Raw genomic sequence first — 19,929 nt, 5'->3', positions numbered from 1 at the left:
ATGTGTCATATTTCATGCATCAGCGGAAGGTCCACCTTTGAGTCATTTGAACGGTCAACTTCAGTTGGTCGGCGAGTAGACAACAGCTCGGTAACGAGGGGTTGTCAGTGCTATGTCACACATTTAAGTTACGGGGCGACTTGGACCATTCGCGCTCGGAGGGCCATATGAAGAGGAACAAGGGCGTGCTCGCGTTATGCGCGACGCTTGTGGCAGGGCTGACCGCCTGCGGCGGTGGGGGATCGTCGCCCCCGCCCGGCGCCGCGGCCACGGCCGGCGGCGGGCCGGTGAAGGGCGGTACCCTCACCGTCTTCAACAGCGCCGACTTCAACCATCTCGATCCGGCCCGCAACTGGACCATGCGGGACATGGGCTTCGGCGCCCGGCTCCTCTACCGGACGCTCACCACCTTCAAGGCCAACAGCTCGGAGATCGTCCCCGACCTGGCCACGGATCTGGGCACGCCCTCCGACAACGGCAAGACCTGGAAGTTCACCCTCAAAGTCGGCCTCAAGTACGAGGACGGCACCCCCGTCAGGGCACAGGACATCAAGTACAACGTCGAGCGCTCGTTCTCGCCCGACCTCACCGGCGGCCCGGACTACGCTCGCAAGTACCTCGTCAGCGACAAGTACGAGGGCCCGCTGTCCGGCAAGCACCTGGACTCGATCGAGACGCCGGACGACAAGACGATCATCTTCCGCCTCAAGCGGCCGGTCGCCGAGTTCGCACAGACCGTGACGCTGCCGACCTTCGCCCCGGTCCCGGCGGCCAAGGAGGCGGGCGTCAGGTACGACGACCGGCCGTTCTCCTCCGGCCCTTACAAGATCGAGAAGTACCAGCGCAAGACCGAGATGGTCCTGGTCCGCAACGAGCACTGGGACCCGGCCACCGACTCCGTCCGCAAGGCCTACCCCGACAGGATCGTCGTCAAGATGGCCGCCGGGAGCGCCACGACCGACACCCGGCTCATCGCCGACCAGGGCGCCGACCGCTCCGCCCTCGGGTACATCGACGTCTCGCTCGCCGTCCTGCCGAAGATCTTCACCAATCCGAAGGTCAAGGCGCGGATGAGCAGCATGGTCGACGGCTGCACCGGCATCGTCTACCTCAACACCGCCAAGCCGCCCTTCGACAACCAGAAGGTCCGCCTGGCGGCGCAGTACGCGGTGGACAAGGTCGCCATGCAGACCGCGGGCGGCGGCCCGCAGGTGGCCGAGATCGTCGGCGCGATCCTGCCGCCCAGCCTCACCGGCGGCGTGCCGCGCGACATCCTGAAGATCCCGCAGACCGGCGACGTGGCGAAGGCCAAGGCGCTGCTGGCCGAGTCGGGCGTCCCGCTCCCCGTGAAGATCCGCCTCGTCACCACGCCCGGCGGCAAGCCGCAGGCCGAGGCCCTGCAGGCCGGTCTCAAGCGGGCCGGCTTCGAGCTCCAGGTCGACACGATCGACGCCTCAGCGGTGGGCGGCATCAACGGCACGCCGTCCAAGATGCCCGAACTGCAGATCGGCGGCTGGTGCCCCGACTACCCGTCCGGCTCCACGTTCCTGCCGCTGATCACCGACAGCCGGCTGATCGGCGAGGGCTACCACGGCGGCAACGCGGCGCTGCTCAAGGACCCCGCGATCGACGCCAAGATTGACGAGATCGAGGCGCTCGTCGACCCCATCGCCTCCGACCAGGGCTGGCTGACGCTGGAGTCCCAGGTCATGGCCACCGGTGCCTACATCCCGTTCCAGCTCAACAAGCAGAACAACCTCTTCGGCTCCAACGTGGCCAACGTCAAGGGCCACCCGGTGTGGGAGGGCAACCCCGACTTCGCCGAGATCGGGCTCAAGGACCCGAGCATCGCCAGGTGAGCACGATCACGCGACAGACCGGGGCGGCCGATCCGGCCACCCCGGCGGCACGCGGCCCCTGGCGGCAGGCATTCGCCCGGCTGCGCCGCAACAGGTCCGCGATGGTCGGCCTCGGCCTGGTGATCTTCTTCGTCCTGGTGGCGCTGACGGCCCCGCTGCTGGTGCTGCTCAACGGCTGGGACCCCGCCCAGCGCGACCCCACGGCCGTCGACGCCGCCCTGGCGGGGATCCCCCGGGGGTCCTGGGGCGGGATCGGCGCCGAGCACTGGTTCGGCGTCGAGCCGGTCAGCGGCCGGGACCTGTTCTCCCGGGTCGTGATGGGCACCCAGGTCTCGATGTTCATCGCCTTCGCCGGCGCCACCGTGGTGCTGACGCTCGGCGTGCTGTTCGGGATCGCCGCCGGCTACTTCGGCGGCTGGGTGGACGTGCTGATCAGCCGGTTCATGGACCTGCTGATGTCGTTCCCCGGCCTGATCTTCATGATCGCGATCATGTCGGTGACCCCGGACGTCAACCGGGTCGTCATGCTGATCTCGGTCATCGGGTTCTTCGGCTGGCCGGGCATCGCCCGCATCGTCCGGGGTGAGACCCTGTCGGTCAGGCACCGGGAGTTCGTCGACGCGGCCCGCACCAGCGGCGCCCGTCCCGGCCGCATCCTGCTGCGGGAGATCCTGCCGAACGTGTCGGGGCCGATCATCGCCTTCGGCGCGCTGCTGATCCCCGGGCTGATCAGCGCCGAGGCCGCGCTGTCGTTCCTCGGGGTGGGCATCCGCCCGCCCACCCCGTCGTGGGGGCAGATCCTGTCCGACGCGGTCCTCTACTACGACATCGTCCCGACCTACTTCGCCATCCCCAGCCTCTGCCTGTTCCTCGTCATCCTCGGCTTCAGCCTGCTGGGTGACGGGCTGCGGGACGCCATCGACCCCAAGGGCGCGCGGACATGATCCTCTACATCCTGCGGCGGCTGGCCGCGGCGGCGGCCGTCCTGCTGGCGATCTGCATGGTGACCTTCGTCATCTTCACCCTGCTGCCCAGCAACCCGGCGCTCATCGCCTGCGGCAAGAGCTGCACGGCCGAACGGCTGGCCGAGATCAGCAACCAGATGGGCCTGAACCAGCCGGTCCTGGCGCAGTTCACCGACTACGTCACCGGCATCTTCGCCGGACGTTCGATGGGCAGCGGGCAGTACGCGATCGAGTGCGGCTTCCCCTGCCTGGGCTACTCCTGGCAGACCGGCCAACTCGTCTGGGACATCCTGCTGGAGGGCCTGCCCATCACCTTCTCGCTGGCGATCGGCGCCGCCGCGCTCTGGCTCGTCGGCGGGCTGGCCGTCGGCGTGATCTCGGCGCTGCGCAAGGACACCGTCGCGGACCGGTTGCTGGTCGGCTCGACCGTGATCACCGCCGCCCTGCCGATCTACTTCGTCGGGCCCATGCTGTTGTTCGTCACGGTGCGCTGGCTCGAGCTCATCCCCTACCCGACCTACGTGGCCTTCAGCGAGGACCCGCTGCTGTGGGCGCAGAACCTGCTGCTCGCCTGGATCGCGCTGGCCATGCTGTCGGCCGCCATGTACGCCAGGCAGAGCCGTTCCTCGATGATCGAGACGATGGCGGAGCCGTACATCCGCACCGCCAGGGCCAAAGGGCTGCGCCGCCGTACCGTCGTGGTCAAGCACGGCCTGCGCGCCGCGCTGACGCCGATCGTCACCATCTTCGGGATGGACCTGGGCGCGCTGCTCGGTGGCGCGATCATCACCGAGAGCATCTTCAGCCTCCCCGGCATCGGCAAGATCACCGCGTCCAGCATCACGGGCCAGGACTACCCGGTGATCCTCGGCACCACGCTGCTGGCCGCGTTCTTCATCGTCATCGCCAACCTGGTCGTGGACCTGCTCTACGGCGTCGTGGACCCGAGGGTGCGCCATGCTTCTTGACGTCAGAGGACTCGGCGTGTCCTTCGGGGGCCTGCGCGCCGTCCAGGATGTCGGCTTCAGCCTGGACCGGGGCCGGACCCTCGGCATCGTGGGTGAGTCCGGCTCAGGCAAGTCGGTCACCAGCCTCGCCCTGATGGGCCTGCACCTGGGCGCCGAGGTGACCGGGTCCGTCGTCTTCGACGGGCAGGAACTGGTGGGAGCGCAGGAGGAGACGCTGCGGCGGCTGCGCGGCCGCCGGATGGCGATGATCTTCCAGGACCCGCTGTCGTCGCTGCACCCGTACTACACGGTGGGCGAGCAGATCGCCGAGGCGTACCGGCTGCACTTCGGGGCCTCCAGGAGGGTGGCGGCGGCGCGCGCGGTCGAGACGCTGGCCGAGGTCGGCATCCCCTCCCCGCGCGAGCGGGCCGGGGACCACCCGCACCGGTTCTCCGGCGGCATGCGCCAGCGCGTCATGATCGCCATGGCTCTGGCCTGCGAGCCCGACCTGCTCATCGCCGACGAGCCGACGACCGCGCTCGACGTGACCGTCCAGGCCCAGATCCTCGAGCTGATCAGCCGGCTTCAGGCGGACCGCGGCCTGGCGGTGATCATGGTCACGCACGACCTGGGCGTGATCGCCCGCGTGGCCGACGAGGTGCTGGTCATGTACGGCGGGCGGGTGGCCGAGCGGGCCGGCGCCGACGCGCTCTTCGACGCCTCCCGCCACCCCTACACCCGCGGCCTGCTCGACTCGCTGCCCCGGCTGGACGAGGCGGACGACGACCCCATGTGGACGATCCCGGGTTCGCCGCCCTCGCTGCTCGCGCCGCCGCCCGGCTGCCCGTTCCACCCGAGGTGCCCGCACCGGATGGACGTCTGCGAGACGACCCTGCCGCCCCTGACCGAGCCGCTTCCCGGCCACCTCGCCGCCTGCCACCTGGGAGGTTCCTGATGCTGACGGTGTCCGATCTGGAGATGCGGTTCAAGGTACGGCGCGGCGTGGCCGTGCGTGCCGTGGACGGGGTGTCGTTCACCGTCGGCAGCGGCGAGACGCTCGGCCTGGTGGGTGAGTCCGGCTGCGGCAAGTCGACCACGGGGCGCATGATCGTCCGGTTGCTCGAACCGACCGCGGGATCGATGACGTTCGACGGCCGGGACATCACCCACATCAGCCAGAGTGAGATGCGCCCGCTGCGCCGCGACCTTCAGATGATCTTCCAGGACCCCTACTCGTCGCTGAACCCGCGGCAGACCGTGGGGCAGATCGTCGCCAACCCGCTGGTCGTCCAGGGCGTCGACGGGGTCAAGGCGAAGGTGGGCGAACTGCTCGACATGGTCGGCCTGATCCCCGAGCACGCCGACCGCTACCCGCACGAGTTCTCCGGCGGGCAGGCCCAGCGGATCGGCATCGCCCGCGCCCTGGCCACCCGGCCCAAACTGGTCATCGCCGACGAGCCGGTGTCCGCGCTCGACGTCTCCGTGCAGGCGCAGATCGTCAACCTGCTGGAGGAGCTCCAGCGCGAGCTCGGCCTGACCTACGTCTTCATCGCCCACGACCTGTCGGTGGTGCGCAGGGTCAGCGACCGCGTCGCGGTGATGTACCTCGGCAGGATCGTGGAGATCGGCGACCGGCGGCACCTCTACGAGAGCCCGGCCCACCCCTACACCCAGGCGCTGCTGTCGGCCGTGCCGGTGCCGGACCCCCGGGTGGAGCGCAAGCGGGAGCGGATCGTGCTCAGGGGCGACCCGCCGTCCCCGGCCGCGCCGCCCCCGGGCTGCTCGTTCCACCCGCGCTGCCCGAAGGCCCAGGAGGTGTGCTCGGCCGAACGCCCGCTGCTGCGGATCCATCGGGACAGGGAGGTGGCCTGCCACTTCCCCGACTGACGGCACGGTTCCACGCCGGAGCCGGAGAAGCCGCAGAATCGGCAGTGCCGCAGAATCGGCAGTGCCGCGGAAGCCGCGGCCCCGCGCTTTCGCGTGGCGCGGGGCCGTGCTCGCCGGACGCGACCCGGGGGCCGCGTGCGGCGTGGCGGTCAGTGACCGGCGGGGATGCTGCCGAATCTGCCGGACTGGTAGTCCTCGAAGGCCTGGACCAGTTCGGCGCGGGTGTTCATCACGAACGGGCCGTAGTGTGCCACCGGCTCGCCGATCGGCTGCCCGCCCAGCACGATGACCTCCAGCGTGTCCTTCGGCCGCGCGGCGATCCGCAGCCACTCGCCGTCGGTGGTCAGCCCCGGCCTGGCGCCGAAGCCGTCGAACACCGCCAGCTGGCCACTGGTGATCGGCTGCCGGTCGGCGCCGGCCGTGCCGTGTCCGGACAGGACGTAGGCGAGGGCGTTGAAGTCCTTGCGCCACGGCAGCGTGAGCTGCGCACCGGGGCTGACGGTCGCGTGCAGGAGCGTGATCGGGGTGTGCGTGCTGCCGGGACCGACGTTCCCCGCCACGTCGCCGGCGATGAGGCGGACCAGCGCGCCGCCGTCGTGGCTGCTCAGCAGGACCACGTTGGAGCGTCCGATGTCCTGGTACTTCGGCGCCATCATCTTGTCCTTGCCGGGCAGGTTGACCCACAGCTGGATGCCGTGGAACAGGCCGCCCTTCTGGACCAGCCACTCGGGCGGGGCCTCCTTGTGCAGGATGCCGCTGCCCGCCGTCATCCACTGGGTGTCGCCGTCGGTGATGGTGCCGCCGCCGCCGTGGGAGTCGGTGTGGTCCATGACCCCGTCGATCATGTACGTGACGGTCTCGAAGCCGCGGTGCGGGTGCCACGGTGTGCCCTTCGGCTCGCCAGGGGCGTAGTCCACCTCGCCCATCTGGTCCATCATCACGAACGGGTCGAGGTAGGCCGGCTTGATCGTCGCCAGGGCCTTGCGCACCGGGAAGCCCTCGCCCTCGAACCCGCTGGGCGCGGTGGCGACCGTCAGGACCTTGCGCTCGGGCACGGTCACGTCGGGCTGGGGCAGGCGGGGCAGTGTGAGCAGGTTCTCTACGGTGACGGCGGGCATGTCGCGCTCCTTTCCTGCGGTGTTCGACTGCCCTAACCAAGTTTAGGATTCAACTATTCCAGGCCGAAGACCGCAGGGGGAGGGGCCGGGGCGAGAACCGCGTCGCCGTCGTGGATGGGGGAGGCGCCGGCGACGAAGTTGGTCAGCGCCTCGCCGTACACGCAGCGTGCCTGGGTGAGACCGCCCGCCGCGCGCCTGGTCAGCAGGTCGACGGGCAGCTCGACGGGAGAGGCGGCGATGATCAGGTTGCCGAACCTGCGGCCGCGCATGACACCCGGGTCGGCCAGCAGCGCGACGTACCCGAACGCGTCGCGGACGGTCGCCACCACCCGCCTGGCGAAGGCCAGGCCCTTGCCGTCGGCCAGGTTGACCAGCAGCGTGCCCGTCGCGCGCAGCACGCGGGCGACGTCGGCGATGTACTCGGCCGTCGCCAGCTCGACGGGCATCGCGGCGCCGGAGAAGGCGTCGAGCACGAACAGGTCGGTGGAACCGTCCCAGATGTCCGCCGTCCCCTCGCGGCCGCCCTGCGGTCGCACCTTCAGCTTGGGCACCGAGCGCAGGTCGAGCTGGGAACGCACGAGCTCGACCAGCGCCGCGTCGGGCTCGATGACGATGTGCCGGGAGCCGGGGCGGGTGGCGCTGACGTAGCGGGGCACCGTACAGGCCCCGCCTCCGACGTGCACGCAGTTCAGCGGCCCTTCCGGCAGGACGTCGATGACGTCCGCCATGAGCCGTACATACTCAAAATCCAAATATGTCGGATCTTCTAGATCCACATACGACTGCGGTACGCCATCCTTGGACAGTATCCATCCGTTCGGCCGGTCCAGATCTTTCAACAGTTCGACTTCGCCGAAGGTCACCGGATAGCGGCCGGGCATCGGCTCCCGCGGTCCACGTGTCACGTTCGGCTCCCTGTCTGGTATATCGAGGTGGAAGTTGTCCCTGGGAGAACCGTATGCGTAGGCGAAGGCTGGTCGGGCTGCTCGTCGCACTGGGCGCGGTGGGGGGCGCGGGCGCCTTCGCGTTCGTGGCCTCCTCAGGGGTGCACGGCAGCGCCATGGCCACCGCCGACGCCTACCTGGCCGCCTGGCAGCGCAGCGACGTCACCTCCATGGAAGGACTGGTGGCCGACCCGCCCGCCGACTTCGCCGACCGGCACCTCGCCTTCAGCGAGCAGTTCAAGGTCAACGCGCTCACCCTCCGGCCCGGCGGTCTCAGGGTCACCGGCGAGGAGACGGCCGAACTGCCGTTCAGCGGCACCAGGGAGCTGACGGGGATGGGGCCGTGGGCGTTCACCGGGACGCTGCGGCTGGCCGTGCGGAACGGCGCGTGGAAGGTGCTCTGGGGGCCCGAGACCCTGCACCCCGCGCTGCGCGACGGCGGCGTGCTGTCGCTGGAGGAGACCGAGGTGTCCGGCGTCGAGCTGGTCACCAGGTCGGGGGCGGCGTTACCGCGCGACAGCGCCGCCGAGCCGTACCTCGACCGGCTCAAGGAACGGCTCGACGAGACGAACACCGGCTGGACGATCAAGGCGACCGCGTGGGGCGCGGCCCCCAGGCCGCTGGTCGTCTTCCAGCCGCCGCCCGCGCGGCAGGTGCACGTCACGCTCTCGCGCCCGGTGCAGGCGGCGGCGGCCAGGGCGCTGGACGGCGTGCCCGAGCAGGCCGCGATCGTCGCGGTCAAGGCGAGCACCGGGGAGATCCTGGCCGTGGCCGACCGGCTGGACGCGGCGGGCGCCTTCGAGCGGCTGTTCCCACCGGGCTCGACGTTCAAGGTGGTGACGGCGGCGGGACTGCTCAAGGCGGGGATGACGGCCTCCAGCCCGATCAGCTGCCCGCCGAGCCACGCGGGCATCGTCAACTCGGGCGACCAGACGGCCACCACCCTCGCCGGCGCGTTCGCGGTCTCCTGCAACACCACCTTCGTCCAGCAGGCGCTGGACAGGCTGGGCGCCGCGCGGCTGGAGCAGGCGGCGCGCGACTGGGGGTTCGACGGCAGGAACCTCGCGACCGGCGTGGGCGGGCGTTGCGGACGGCTGCAGCCGGGGGCCGACCGGAGCGTGCTGGCGCTCAACTCCATCGGCCAGGGCACGGTCGAGGCCTCGCCGCTGTGCATGGCGGCGCTGGCCGCCGCCGTCGACAGCGGCACCTGGCGGACGCCGCGCCTGGTGACCGCCAAGGCGGCCAGGAGCCTCGACGAGACGCCGCCCGCCGAGGTCACCCTGGACCAGCGGATCGTCCAGGACCTGCGCTCGATGATGCGGCAGGTGGTCAGCGAGGGCACCGCCAAGGACGCCGGGCTCGCCGCCGACGTCGCGGGCAAGACCGGCACGGCCGAGGTGCCCGGGGGCAGGCCGCACGCCTGGTTCGTCGGCTACCAGGGCGATCTGGCCTTCTGCGTCTTTGTCAGGAACGGCGGATCCGGGGCGAAAGTGGCCGTTCCCATAGCCGCCCGCTTCCTCGGGGCGCTCTAACCTACGCTACCGTAGGTTTCATGACGAGTGTCGCCACCTTCCCCAAGCCTCGGCTCCGCGGCTGGCTGCACACCGGGGCCCTGCCCGTGGCACTGATCGCCGGTTTCGTCCTGGTCGCCCTCGGTCCGACCGTCCAGGCCAGGCTCGCCTCGGCCGTCTACGCGATCACCTCGGGCCTGCTGTTCGGCATCTCGGCCACCTACCACCGCAGCACGCTCGGCCCGCGCCTGGCCGAGGTCCTGCGCCGGTTCGACCACGCGAACATCTACCTGATCATCGCGGGCACCTACACCCCCTTCGCACTGCTGGCCCTCGACGGGCTGCCCAGGATCCTCGTGCTGGCCGTCACCTGGGGCGGCGCGCTGGCGGGCGTGCTGTTCCGGGTGCTGTGGATGTCGGCGCCCCGCTGGCTCTACACCGTCCTGTACCTGGCGCTGGGCTGGACCGCGATCTTCGTGATGCCCCAGCTCCTGCGGGGCGCCGGCCCGGTGGCCGTCGCGCTCGTGGCCGTCGGCGGCGTCCTCTACAGCGCCGGAGCCGTCGTGTACGGCCTACGCAGGCCCGACCCGTCCCCTCGGTGGTTCGGCTTCCACGAGGTCTTCCACGCCTTCACGATCGCCGCCTACCTGGTGCAGTACATCGCCGTCTCGATCGTGGTCTACTCGCAGACGTGAACCTCGGCCATGAGCAGTACGTCTCCGTGACGACCTATCGCAAGGACGGCACCCCCGTGCCCACCCCCGTCTGGGTGGCCCAGGACGGCGACGCCGTCGTGATCTGGACCGTCGCCGACTCCGGCAAGGTCAAACGCATGCGGGCCAACCCGGAAGTGACCGTCGCCCCCTGCGACGTGCGCGGCCGGCTGCGCGGCGAGCCGGTGCGGGGCCGCGCCGAGATCCTCTCCGCCGGGCAGACCGAGCGCGTCAGGGGACTGCTGCGGGCCAAGTACGGCCTGCAGGGCAGGCTGGTGATCCTCGGCAGCCTGCTGCGCAGGGGCCGCACCGGCACGGTCGGTGTCCGGATCACCGATATTTGACTCCGGCCTGGTCTGCATTCGCCAGGCTTTGGGATAGCAGACCAGGTATGGAGCAATTGGCAAGCACCTGGTGGCTCATCCTCATTCGGGGCATCTGTGCGGTGATCTTCGGCATCCTGGCGATCATCTGGCCGGGGATGACGGTCCTCGTGCTTGTGATCTTCTTCGGTGCCTACGCGCTCGTCAACGGCATCTTCTCGCTGATCTCCGCCTTCCGGCACAACGTCGAGTCCCGGGCATGGCTCATTCTGTCCGGCGTGCTCGGGATCCTGGCCGGAATCGTCACCTTCGTCTGGCCGGGGGTCACGACGCTCGCCCTGCTGTACATCATCGCGTTCTGGGCCATCTTCACGGGCATCGCGGAGGTGATCGCGGGGATCCGGCTGCGCAAGCTCATCGACAACGAGTGGATGCTGATCATCGGCGGTTTGCTGTCGGTGGTGTTCGGTGTGCTGCTGCTGATCTGGCCGGCCTCCGGCGCGGTGGCGTTGACCTGGCTGATCGGCGCCTTCGCGATCATCTACGGGATCGCGATCATCATCCTGTCGGTCAAGGTGAAGAGCCTCGCGTGAGGCCGCCCGTCCCGTTCGGCCGCGCAGCCGGAGAACCTTGTGTGATCAAGCCTCGTGGGCGGAAAGTCTTTACATAGACGCATAAATATGGGGAATGTATGTCGTGATCCAGCTCACAGAGGAGGGCACATGGACGTCCATGACCGGCTCGCCCGCCACCTACTCGTCGACGGCTACCGGCTGGTTCTGGATCTCGACAGAAGCCGGGGATCCTGGCTCGTCGACGCCCGCACCGGCCGCCGCTACCTGGACTTCTACACCTTCTTCGCCTCCGCGCCGCTCGGCGTGAACCCGCCGCTCGACCAGGAACTCCTCGGCAGGATCGCGCTCAACAAGCCGGCCAACCCCGACATGTACAGCGAGCACCTGGCCGACTTCGTCGAGACCTTCACCCGCGTCCTCGGCGACCCCGACCTGCCGCGGCTGTTCTTCGTCGAAGGCGGCGCCCTCGCCGTCGAGAACGCGCTCAAGACCGCCTTCGACTGGAAGAGCCGCCGCAACGAGGCGGAGGGGCGCCCCCGCGAGCTCGGCAGCCGCGTCATGCACCTGACCAGGGCCTTCCACGGCCGCTCCGGCTACACCCTGTCCCTCACCAACACCGAGCCGCTCAAGACGGAGCGCTTCCCCCTGTTCGACTGGCCGCGCATCGAGGTGCCGGCCACCCACCTGGGCGACGTCGAGGACCTCGAGGCCAGGGCGCTCGCCCAGGCCGTCGCCGCCTTCGAACGCCATCCCCACGACATCGCCTGCTTCATCGCCGAGCCCATCCAGGGCGAGGGCGGCGACAACCACATGCGCGCCGAGTTCCTCCAGGCCATGCAGGACCTCTGCCACGAGCACGACGCCCTGTTCGTCCTCGACGAGGTGCAGACCGGCGGCGGCACCACCGGCACCCCCTGGGCCTACCAGCAGCTCGGCCTGGCCCCCGACATCGTCGCCTTCGCCAAGAAGGTGCAGGTCGGCGGCATCATGGCGGGCCGGCGGGTGGACCTCGTCCCCGACAACGTCTTCACCGTCAGCGGGCGCATCAACTCCACCTGGGGCGGCGGGCTCGTCGACATGGTGCGCTCGCGCGCCATGCTGGAGATCATCGAGCGTGACGGGCTCATCCCGCGCACCGCCGAGGCCGGCGCCCGGCTGGTCGAAGGGCTGGGCAAGCTCCAGGCCGAGCATCCGGCGCTGGTGTCGAACGTGCGCGGGCGCGGCTTCATGTGCGCCTTCGACCTGCCCGACGGCGCGCGCAGGAGCGCGCTGATCATCCGGTTGCGCGAGGAGGAGGGCGTCGTGGTGCTGCCGTGCGGCGAGCGGTCGGTACGGCTCAGGCCCGCGCTCAACATCCCCGACGAGGATCTCGAGCACGGCCTGGCCGCCATCGGCCACGCGCTCTCCCGCCCGCTCTGACACCTTCCTCCGGCCGACCGTCCGTCGTGTCCTCCTTTCACCTGGCTCGTGACACTAAAATTTTTTAGTGTGCTACTGTCATCTTCGTCTGGTGAAGGAGGGAGATTCGGCATGTCGCTTCGCATGGCGCTGCTCACCCTGATCGCGGGGGCGCCGCGCAGCGGTTACGACATCGGGCAGGAGTTCGACGGCGTCCTGAAGTTCGTCTGGCACGCCAAACCCACCCAGGTCTATCCCGAGCTCAAGCGGCTGGCGTCCGAGGGGCTCATCAGGGAGCAAGGTGAAGGGGCGCGCGGTCGCCGGCCGTACGAGATCACCGAGGAGGGTGAGCGGCTGCTGCGGGAGTGGCTGACGACCACGTCGGCCGACCACAGCCAGCGCAACGAGACGGTGCTCAGGTCCTTCGCGCTGTGGCTGGTCGACCCGGAGGAGGCCCAGGCCTTCCTCCGGGAGGAGATGGAGTATCACCGGGCGCGGCTGCGGGGCATGCGGGCCCTGATGAAGGGGCTCGACCTCAGCCGGCCCGCCGACCGGGCGTCGCTGCTCGGCCTCGAGGCGGGCGTGCGGCGGCTGGAGGCGATGATCTCCTGGGCCGCATGGGCGATCGACGTGGTGGGGACCTGGCCCGCCACCGGCGAGGCGGCGGCTTCATGACCGAGGAACTGAGGGCGGCGATGGGCACGACCGCGGCGGAGAGCCTCACCCTCGCGGACGGCAGGCGGATCGGCTACGCCGTCTTCGGCGACCCGGCGGGGCGGCCGTGCCTGCTCGTCCACGGATACGGCTCGTCCAGGTGGGTGGCCGGGTGGGCGCTGTCCGACGCCGTGCTGCGCCGCCACGGCCTGCGGGTCGTCTCCGTGGACCGGCCCGGGTACGGCAGGTCCACGGCCGCTCCGGGAGCGGGCTTCCCCGGGTGGGCCGACGACGCCGCGGCGCTCGCCGGCCACCTGAGGCTCGACCGGGTCGCGACGATCGGCGTGTCGATGGGGGCGGGGCCCGTCCTGGCGCTGGCGGCCAAGCGGCCCGACCTCGTCACCAGCACGACGATCCTGGGCGGGATGGCCCCCGTGGACGGCGTGGGCCGCTGGGCCCCCGACAGCCGGGCCGACGCCTTCTACTGGCGGCTGGCACGGCGGGCTCCGCGGCTGCTGCGCCGGCTGTGCTCGCTGGCGGCCACGACGATGTCGGCAGGCGCCCGCGGCGACGCCGACCGGCTCGTCGGGCGGGTCGAGCGGTCGCTGATCCCGGCGGACCTGCGCGTCTTCCGGCGGCTGCTCGCTGACGGGGGAGACGCCGCGAAGGCGGCCTTCGTCGCGGACGTCAAGGAGAGCTGCGGGCAGGGTGGGGCGGCCATGGCCGGCGACCTGCTGGACTACCTGCGGCCGTGGGGGTTCGACCCGGCCGGTGTGCGGGGGCCCGTGCACCTGTGGCACGGGCTGGAGGACCCGAAGGTGCCGGTGGCGCTGGCGCGCCGGCTGGCCGACCGGCTGCCCGGCGGGACCGCGCGATTCGTGCCCGGCGGGCATTTCGCGGCGTTCGCCTACCAGGACGAGATCCTGGCGCGGATCGCCGCGGAGTAACCCCCGCACCCCCGCCCTTCGGCGAGCCCCTGCACGACATCGCGAGCCCGAAAACGGGCGGCACGCCTTGCGGAATGTGGTGGGGAACGGCACGGCGACATCCGCCCCAGCGGCTAGCTGTGAGGTTCGTCACCGTACGGCGAACCGCGTGATCACCGGCGCTTCCCGGCAGCGGGAAACGCCGGTCCCGCAACAGGCGGAGCCTCTACGTGTCCCTGTTGAGCCATAAACCTATGGCGGTGACCCGGCAGTCGGCGCCGAGCTTGGCGTAGATCCTGTTGACGTGGTTCTTGACCGTCTTCTCACTGAGAAACAGTCGTTGCGCGATCTCCCCGTTGGACTGACCGGTCGCGATCAGGTCCATCACCTCAGCCTCACGCTTGCTCAAGCGTGCGACGTGGTCGACTCTCATCCGGCCTCCGGAACAGCGAAGTCGGTCAGATCGCCGATTGGCCCCCGTGCTCCCGGCGTCAGCGGTTGACAGCGAGCATAACTCGCATTGTCCTGATTTGGGGCCAAAGTCATCGGAGAAAAGCAGAAGGCCGATCCCGTACGGGACCGGCCTTTCTGATGTGGGGTGAGTGAGGGGACTTGAACCCCCGACATCCAGGACCACAACCTGGCGCTCTGCCAACTGAGCTACACCCACCATGCGCACTGCCGCAGCAGCACATGGAAAAGTGTAGCGGTCTTCGGGACCCTTTGCGCCACTCAGCCGAGTGACACACTGTCCGCGAGGGTTCTCGCGGTCGCCGAGTCGGGTCCGGGCTGGCCCACGAACACCGCCGCGCGGTAGTAGCGGAGCTCCCTGACGCTCTCGGTGATGTCGGCCAGCGCCCGGTGCCCGCCCTGCTTCTCGGGCGCCGCGAAGTAGACACGCGGGTACCAGCGGCGGACCAGCTCCTTGATCGAGGACACGTCGATCATGCGGTAGTGCAGGTAGGCGTCCACGGCCGGCATGTCACGGGAGATGAACGTGCGGTCCGTGCCGATGGAGTTGCCGCACAACGGCGCCTTCTTCGGCTCGGGGATGTGGCCGCGGATGTAGTCGAGCACGAGCGACTCGGCCTCCGCGAGCGTGACCCCCTCGGCCAGCTCCGGCAGCAGGCCCGAGGCGGTGTGCATCTCGCGGACCACTTCCGACATCTGCTCCAACGCTTCGGACGGCGGCTTGATGACCACGTCGACGCCTTCGTCCAGCTGCCGGAGCTCGCTGTCGGTGACGACACAGGCCACCTCGATGAGCGCATCGCGCCCGAGGTCGAGCCCCGTCATCTCACAGTCGATCCAGACCAGCAACTCACTCATACGATCAATCTCCTCGCCCAGCGGCTCGGAGCTACCCGCCCGCTTGCTCATTGACTCCAGCGTAGTGCCCAGGTCAGGAGAGCTTGAGAGAGTTCAGCGTCTGAGTGACGAGACCGGTATCCAGATTGTCCGGCACCGAGACGTAGAGCAGCGCGGGCCGCTTGCCCTCGCCCCTGTCGACGAGGACGATGGCCGCGCGCTCCTTCTTCCACTGGTAGCTCTTCTTGGCCGACTCGGCGCTGAAGTCCATCTCGAACTCCAGAACGCGGCCCGCGTGGCCGTCGACGGTGATCGCCTTGTCCTGGAGGATCTTCCGCTCGTGCTTGATCGGGTAGAAGCGGGCGAAGTCGATGAAGACCGTGCCCATGGCCGAGCGCAGGTCGGCCTCACCCTGGTAGGGGTAGCTCTCGTCGAGCTCGCCGGAGTAGAGGCTGCCCGTCCAGTCGCTCTCGCCGTCGTACTTCTCCTGCGAGACGGCGCTCATCCCGGCCGACCACTGCTGGGCGTTCGGGTTGGGGTTGATCTCGGCGGACGAGGGCACGCTCCACGGCTCGCCCGGCGCCGGGTAGGACAGCCCGGTCGTGGGGTCGGTGATGCGCCCGTCGGCCGGGGTGGGCAGGTCGGCGCCGGCCCCCTGGGTGGGCGAGTCCGTGGGTGACTCGGTAGGCGACTCAGTAGGGGACTCAGTGGGGGACTCGGTGGGTGTCTCGGCGGTCGGCGCCTCGCTCGTGGGGCTGGGGCTCGGCATGGTCGTCGTCTGGCCGCCCCGGTTGGCGATGAAGATCGCCGCCGTCGCGATCAGCGCGATCACCAGCACCGCGCCGATGCCGCCGAGGATCCACGGCATCGCGCCGCCCGACTTCGGCGGCGGCCCGAAGTCGGGCGCGGGCAGCCGCATCGTGGCGCCGCCGTAGGGCTGCTGCCCGTACTGCTGCCCCGGCCCCTGGTACTGCCCACCCGGTCCCGGCCCCTGGTACTGCCCACCCGGTCCCGGCCCCTGGTACTGCGGGCCCGGACCTGATCCGGGCGCCTGGAACTGCGCACCCGGTGCCGGCGCCTGGAACTGCGGGCCCGATCCCGGCGGCTGGTACTGCGGGCCCGGACCGGGGCCGGGCGCCTGGTGCTGCGGGCCGGATCCCGGTACCTGGTACTGAGGGCCGGATCCCGGCGGCTGGAACTGCGCGCCCGGTCCTGGCGGCTGGAACTGCGGGCCGAAGCCCTGCCCGTGCTCAGGCCGCGCGTCAGGGCCCGCTCCCGGCCCCTGGTACGGCTGCGCCGCGGGGCCCGCGCCCGGCCCCTGAGGCGGCGCCCACGGACCGGAGCCCTGGTCCCCGCCGGCAGCAGGACCGCCACCGGGCGAATCCCACGCTCCCCGCCCCGCCTCGGGCCCTCCGGAGGGCGCCTGGTACGCCGGTCCGGGGCCGCTGTCGGGCTGCCCGGCACCCGGCCCGTCCGCCCCGTGGTACGGCGTGCTTCCCACGATGGGACCCGGCCCGGCCGTCTGGGTAGGGCCGCCGCCGTGCGCCTGAGGACGCGCGCCGGGCTCGGTCGGGTGTGTGGCGTCGGTCCACTGGGTGCCGTCCCACCACCGCAGCTGCGGCGAGCCGTAGGGGTCGGGATACCAGCCTGCGGGGGTCTGCGTGGTCATGGCCGCCAGACTAATGACAACCGCTTGGCAGTGGGTAGATCAGCACTTGTAGGTGAATGTCGCCTTATCCTCGATCTTCTGTCCCTGGGGCACTGGAGACAGGACCCGCAGCCGGGCCGTCAGCTTGGCCGTCGCCTCTCCCTTGACCGTCCACTTCAGCAACACCGTGTGGGTCGTCTTGCCCGACGGGACGGTCTCGGTCTGCTCGATCGGCTCCTTCCTGTCGCTGCGCAGCCACTGGAACCTGACGCTGCCGCCCGAGCCGTTGGTGACCAGGTTTCCTGTGATGGTGGCGGTCTTGCGGCAGCCCAGCGTCTTGGGCGCGCTCACCGTCGCGGACTGCACGACCAGGTCGGCGGGGGAGCGCACGGAGAACCACGCCAGCACGGCGCCCGCGATGACCAGCGCGAGCACCGCCGCCGACACCACGGTCCTGCGGCGGCGTGCCCGGGCGGCCTTGCGCGCCCGCTCGCCGTACGTGGGAGGGCCGGGGCGGTTGCCGTCCCGCCAGATCTTCTCCGCGGTGGTCTGGCCGTGGGTGCCGGAGGAGGTGACACCGGGGCCGAAACGGGCCGGCCCGTGAGTCGGCCCGGGGACCCGCAGCATGGTGGCGATCTCGCCTTCGTCCCTGACCGGGGACGTGCCCGGTGTCGCCGGGGTCGCCCAGCGGCGTGCGGTCTCGGCGAGCACGTCGCGGCTGATCAGCCCGCCGGGCAGGGCGTCCCGTCCGGCAAGCAGGGTGTCTCTGGCCGCGGCCAGCCCGTGCGTGGTGGCGGTGGCCGCGACCCTCTCCAGCAGGTCCGCCGCGCCGGGGGAGCCCGCTGCCCACGTGGCGGCCAGGCCGCGGGCCAGCGCGGCCCAGGCCGCGACGTCCCGGTCGGGGGCGGGCGGCAGGCCCCGGACGGCGTCGGCGAGCCCGCGCTCGGACAGCAGCGCCGCCCCGTCCTCCGCGATCACCACGGTGCCGGGATGGAGCGAGCCGTGGGCCAGTCCCGCCGCGTGGAGCGCGGCGAGGGTCTGCGCCGTCTCGACGAGGACGGCGGCGGCGCCGGCCGCGTCCATCGCGGGCGTGGTCAGCAGGTCCGACAGGACGGGTGAGATCCCGTGGCCGGTCAGCAGCCACACCTCGGGTCCGGCGGTGACCAGGTCGGCGACCGGGACGAGCCCCGTCATCCCGCCTGCGGCCAGCCCGCGGTCGGCCAGCACGGCCTCGACCAGGCGCTCGCGGGCGCCGGGCACGGACACGAGCCGGGAGTCGAACCGCAGGGCCCCGCCGCGGCTGCCGCCGGGGCCCGTCGCCTCGATCCACGTACCGAGCTCGGTGATCCGTTTCCGGTCCGTGAGCAGGAAGCCGGCGATCATGCTCATCAGTTCCCCCGGTGCCTCGCCCCCGCTACCTCTGCTTCCTGTGCCGTCCAGCGACACGGCGCTTCACCGCAAGTGTGACCGGTACCGCGCCGGACGTCATCAGGCCGATCGCCAGCAGCCCCGGGACCGCCGTCGCCGACGGGGTCTCGGTGACCCTGGGCGTCTCCCCGCCGTCGTCGGAGTTGGACGGGGACGGCTCGGAGGAGGTCGTCTCCCTGGGCGTCTCCGACGGGGTGTTCTGCGGAGGCGGCGGCGCGGACGTGGTCGCCGTCTGCGAGGGCGTCCGCGACGGCGCGGGGTCGTTGTCGGACCTGCCGCGCAGTGTCACGTCCGGCTCAGGAGTGGGCGTCGGCTTCTTGCTCGCGGTGGGCGGCGGGGGCGGCGGGGTGGACCGGCGCACCGGCTGCTTCGACGGCTTCGGCGGCTTCGGCGTCGCGGTGGTCTTCTTGGGTGCGGCGACGGTCGGCGAGGGCGTCGGCGTCGGCGTCGAGGTGGTGGCCGGCGCGACCGTCTCCTCGGCGGACGGTTCCTCGGCCGTGGGCTCCTCCGTGGCGGACTCCGTCGGCGACGGCGCCTCGATCAGCGACATCGCCGGCGTCGCGGGCGAGGTCTGCGCCCTCAGCGCCGGGTCGTCGTCGCCCGAGGTGAGCAGCATGGTGGTGACCGTGCCGATCACGACGACGAGGCCGACGCACACCAGCGTCTTCACGCCCAGCCTCGAGACGATTCCGCGCGGCTCGGCGAACTCGCTCTCGGCCAGCGTCGTGCTGGTCTCCAGCGTCTCCTCGCGGGTGCCGGGGAAGAGCACCAGCAGCAGGCCCGCGAGCCTGGCCAGGCGGCGCCTGCCCCGCTCCTCCCAGTCGGGGCCGTAGGCGCGGGCGGCCACGACCTCCAGCTCGTCGAGGAAGTCGTCGGCCGAGGCCGGGCGCTCGACCGGGTGCTTGGACAGCCCGCGCTCCACCAGTGGCTGGAGCGCCTCGGGCACCTCGTCGACCGGTGGCGGGGTGGCGTGGTGCTGCCGGGCCAGCGCGGCGACCGTGGCGGCGCGGAAGGGCCGCATGCCGGTCAGGCACTCGAAGAAGACGATCGTGGCCGCGTAGACGTCGCTCGCGGCGGTGGCGGGCCCGCCCGACCACTGCTCGGGGGCCATGTAGGCGGGGGTCCCCGCGGAGTTGGCGCCCTCGCCCTGCCGGACGGCGATGCCGAAGTCGACCAGCTTGCTGCTGCCGTCGCCCTGCACCATCACGTTCTCGGGCTTGAAGTCGCGGTGCACGACGCCGATCGCGTGCGCCGCGGCCAGACCCTTCAGCGCCCCCTTGAGCACGGCCAGGGCCGCCTCAGGCCCCGTCGGCCCCTCGGAGTCGAGCAGCGCCCGCAGCGAGACGCCGTCGACGAGCTCCATGATGATCGCCGCGCCCTGGCCGTCCTCGACGTAGCCGAGCAGGCGGACGTTGTACGGGCTGCGCATGCTGCCGAGCATCCGAGCCTCGTGCCGGAACCTGGCCACGAACCCGACGTCGTCACGCAGCCGGTCGGACAGGTACTTGATCGCGACCTCGACACCGTCGTGGTCACGCCTGGCCAGCATCACCCGTCCCGAGGCGCCGGAGCCGAGCTCGCGCACCTCGGTGTAGCCGGGGACCCCCCACCGGTCCATCAGATCACCTCTGAATCCTCTGGGCCCCCACCCACATCAGAACGGATCGTAGCTTACTCAGGAGAAACGTGGCTATCGGACTTCCGGCCATTTCTTTTCGCAGCTCA

Annotated in this window: 19 protein-coding genes and 1 tRNA gene; 12 read left to right on the top strand and 8 right to left on the bottom strand. The window is 70.8% G+C overall.

The features are described 5' to 3' along the window. The first annotated feature begins 167 nt into the window (after positions 1–167). From ABZX22_RS26305 to ABZX22_RS26285, 5 genes are read left to right on the top strand one after another with little or no spacing between them, the layout of a single operon-like run. The gene (locus ABZX22_RS26305; protein ID WP_354913653.1) at positions 168–1,859 is read left to right on the top strand and encodes an ABC transporter substrate-binding protein; all 1,692 of its coding nucleotides are present in this window, start codon (positions 168–170) and stop codon (positions 1,857–1,859) included. Next, on the top strand, positions 1,856–2,803 hold the full coding sequence (locus tag ABZX22_RS26300) for an ABC transporter permease (protein WP_354913651.1): 948 nt from the start codon (positions 1,856–1,858) through the stop codon (positions 2,801–2,803). Before ABZX22_RS26305 ends, ABZX22_RS26300 begins: the two co-directional genes overlap by 4 nt. Continuing rightward, the gene (locus ABZX22_RS26295; RefSeq protein WP_354913650.1) at positions 2,800–3,792 is read left to right on the top strand and encodes an ABC transporter permease; all 993 of its coding nucleotides are present in this window, start codon (positions 2,800–2,802) and stop codon (positions 3,790–3,792) included. Before ABZX22_RS26300 ends, ABZX22_RS26295 begins: the two co-directional genes overlap by 4 nt. Further along, entirely contained in the window at positions 3,782–4,726 is a 945-nt protein-coding gene (locus ABZX22_RS26290) for an ABC transporter ATP-binding protein (protein WP_354913649.1), read from the top strand. Before ABZX22_RS26295 ends, ABZX22_RS26290 begins: the two co-directional genes overlap by 11 nt. Next, positions 4,726–5,658, top strand: a complete 933-nt coding sequence (locus ABZX22_RS26285) for an oligopeptide/dipeptide ABC transporter ATP-binding protein (RefSeq protein ID WP_354913647.1) — start codon at positions 4,726–4,728, stop codon at positions 5,656–5,658. The genes ABZX22_RS26290 and ABZX22_RS26285 overlap by 1 nt, the downstream gene beginning before the upstream one ends. Positions 5,659–5,807: 149 nt before the next feature. Here ABZX22_RS26285 and ABZX22_RS26280 read toward each other — a convergent pair whose 3' ends face one another. Both ABZX22_RS26280 and ABZX22_RS26275 read right to left on the bottom strand, forming a co-directional pair. Then, positions 5,808–6,776 carry a pirin family protein gene (locus ABZX22_RS26280; protein WP_354913645.1) on the bottom strand — a complete coding sequence of 323 codons (969 nt, stop codon included), beginning with the start codon at positions 6,774–6,776 and terminating at the stop codon, positions 5,808–5,810. Positions 6,777–6,829: 53 nt separating this feature from the next. Further along, positions 6,830–7,657 (bottom strand): fused MFS/spermidine synthase, encoded by an 828-nt coding sequence (locus ABZX22_RS26275; RefSeq protein WP_354913831.1) that lies wholly within the window; start codon positions 7,655–7,657, stop codon positions 6,830–6,832. A gap of 77 nt (positions 7,658–7,734) precedes the next feature. On the opposite strand from ABZX22_RS26275, the gene ABZX22_RS26270 reads away from it, so the two are divergent. From ABZX22_RS26270 to ABZX22_RS26240, 7 genes are all read left to right on the top strand, one after another. Further along, positions 7,735–9,252, top strand: a complete 1,518-nt coding sequence (locus ABZX22_RS26270; RefSeq protein ID WP_354913643.1) for a penicillin-binding transpeptidase domain-containing protein — start codon at positions 7,735–7,737, stop codon at positions 9,250–9,252. 20 nt (positions 9,253–9,272) lie between these two features. After that, the gene (locus tag ABZX22_RS26265) at positions 9,273–9,926 is read left to right on the top strand and encodes a hemolysin III family protein (protein ID WP_354913641.1); all 654 of its coding nucleotides are present in this window, start codon (positions 9,273–9,275) and stop codon (positions 9,924–9,926) included. Beyond that, positions 9,923–10,288 carry a PPOX class F420-dependent oxidoreductase gene (locus tag ABZX22_RS26260; RefSeq protein WP_354913640.1) on the top strand — a complete coding sequence of 122 codons (366 nt, stop codon included), beginning with the start codon at positions 9,923–9,925 and terminating at the stop codon, positions 10,286–10,288. Before ABZX22_RS26265 ends, ABZX22_RS26260 begins: the two co-directional genes overlap by 4 nt. Next, positions 10,285–10,860: an HdeD family acid-resistance protein gene (locus tag ABZX22_RS26255; RefSeq protein ID WP_354913638.1), complete on the top strand. Its 576-nt coding sequence runs from the start codon at positions 10,285–10,287 to the stop codon at positions 10,858–10,860. Before ABZX22_RS26260 ends, ABZX22_RS26255 begins: the two co-directional genes overlap by 4 nt. Positions 10,861–10,989: 129 nt before the next feature. After that, on the top strand, positions 10,990–12,261 hold the full coding sequence (gene lat, locus ABZX22_RS26250) for an L-lysine 6-transaminase (RefSeq protein WP_354913636.1): 1,272 nt from the start codon (positions 10,990–10,992) through the stop codon (positions 12,259–12,261). A 111-nt stretch (positions 12,262–12,372) separates the two neighbouring features. Next, on the top strand, positions 12,373–12,915 hold the full coding sequence (locus ABZX22_RS26245) for a PadR family transcriptional regulator (RefSeq protein WP_354913634.1): 543 nt from the start codon (positions 12,373–12,375) through the stop codon (positions 12,913–12,915). Continuing rightward, positions 12,912–13,841, top strand: a complete 930-nt coding sequence (locus ABZX22_RS26240; RefSeq protein ID WP_354913633.1) for an alpha/beta hydrolase — start codon at positions 12,912–12,914, stop codon at positions 13,839–13,841. Before ABZX22_RS26245 ends, ABZX22_RS26240 begins: the two co-directional genes overlap by 4 nt. 205 nt (positions 13,842–14,046) lie before the next feature. Here the strand turns inward: ABZX22_RS26240 and ABZX22_RS26235 are convergent, their stop codons facing one another. From ABZX22_RS26235 to ABZX22_RS26210, 6 genes are all read right to left on the bottom strand, one after another. After that, positions 14,047–14,229, bottom strand: a complete 183-nt coding sequence (locus ABZX22_RS26235; RefSeq protein WP_354913631.1) for a LuxR C-terminal-related transcriptional regulator — start codon at positions 14,227–14,229, stop codon at positions 14,047–14,049. Positions 14,230–14,414: 185 nt separating this feature from the next. Continuing rightward, positions 14,415–14,490: transfer RNA gene (locus ABZX22_RS26230), tRNA-His, on the bottom strand. Positions 14,491–14,552: 62 nt separating this feature from the next. Then, on the bottom strand, positions 14,553–15,149 hold the full coding sequence (gene orn, locus ABZX22_RS26225; protein WP_354913630.1) for an oligoribonuclease: 597 nt from the start codon (positions 15,147–15,149) through the stop codon (positions 14,553–14,555). 73 nt (positions 15,150–15,222) lie between these two features. Beyond that, complete coding sequence (locus ABZX22_RS26220) at positions 15,223–16,797, bottom strand: DUF2510 domain-containing protein (protein ID WP_354913629.1); 1,575 nt, start codon at positions 16,795–16,797, stop codon at positions 15,223–15,225. Between the two features lie 39 nt (positions 16,798–16,836). After that, positions 16,837–18,165 carry a hypothetical protein gene (locus ABZX22_RS26215; protein WP_354913627.1) on the bottom strand — a complete coding sequence of 443 codons (1,329 nt, stop codon included), beginning with the start codon at positions 18,163–18,165 and terminating at the stop codon, positions 16,837–16,839. Between the two features lie 25 nt (positions 18,166–18,190). Continuing rightward, positions 18,191–19,822 carry a protein kinase gene (locus ABZX22_RS26210; RefSeq protein WP_354913625.1) on the bottom strand — a complete coding sequence of 544 codons (1,632 nt, stop codon included), beginning with the start codon at positions 19,820–19,822 and terminating at the stop codon, positions 18,191–18,193. Between the last annotated feature and the right edge of the window lie 107 nt (positions 19,823–19,929).

The sequence above is a fragment of the Nonomuraea sp. NPDC003804 genome (genome assembly GCF_040610675.1).
Classification (GTDB): domain Bacteria; phylum Actinomycetota; class Actinomycetes; order Streptosporangiales; family Streptosporangiaceae; genus Nonomuraea.
The sequence above is the reverse complement of the archived record's forward strand: the minus strand, read 5'-3'. Positions and strand labels throughout refer to the sequence as shown.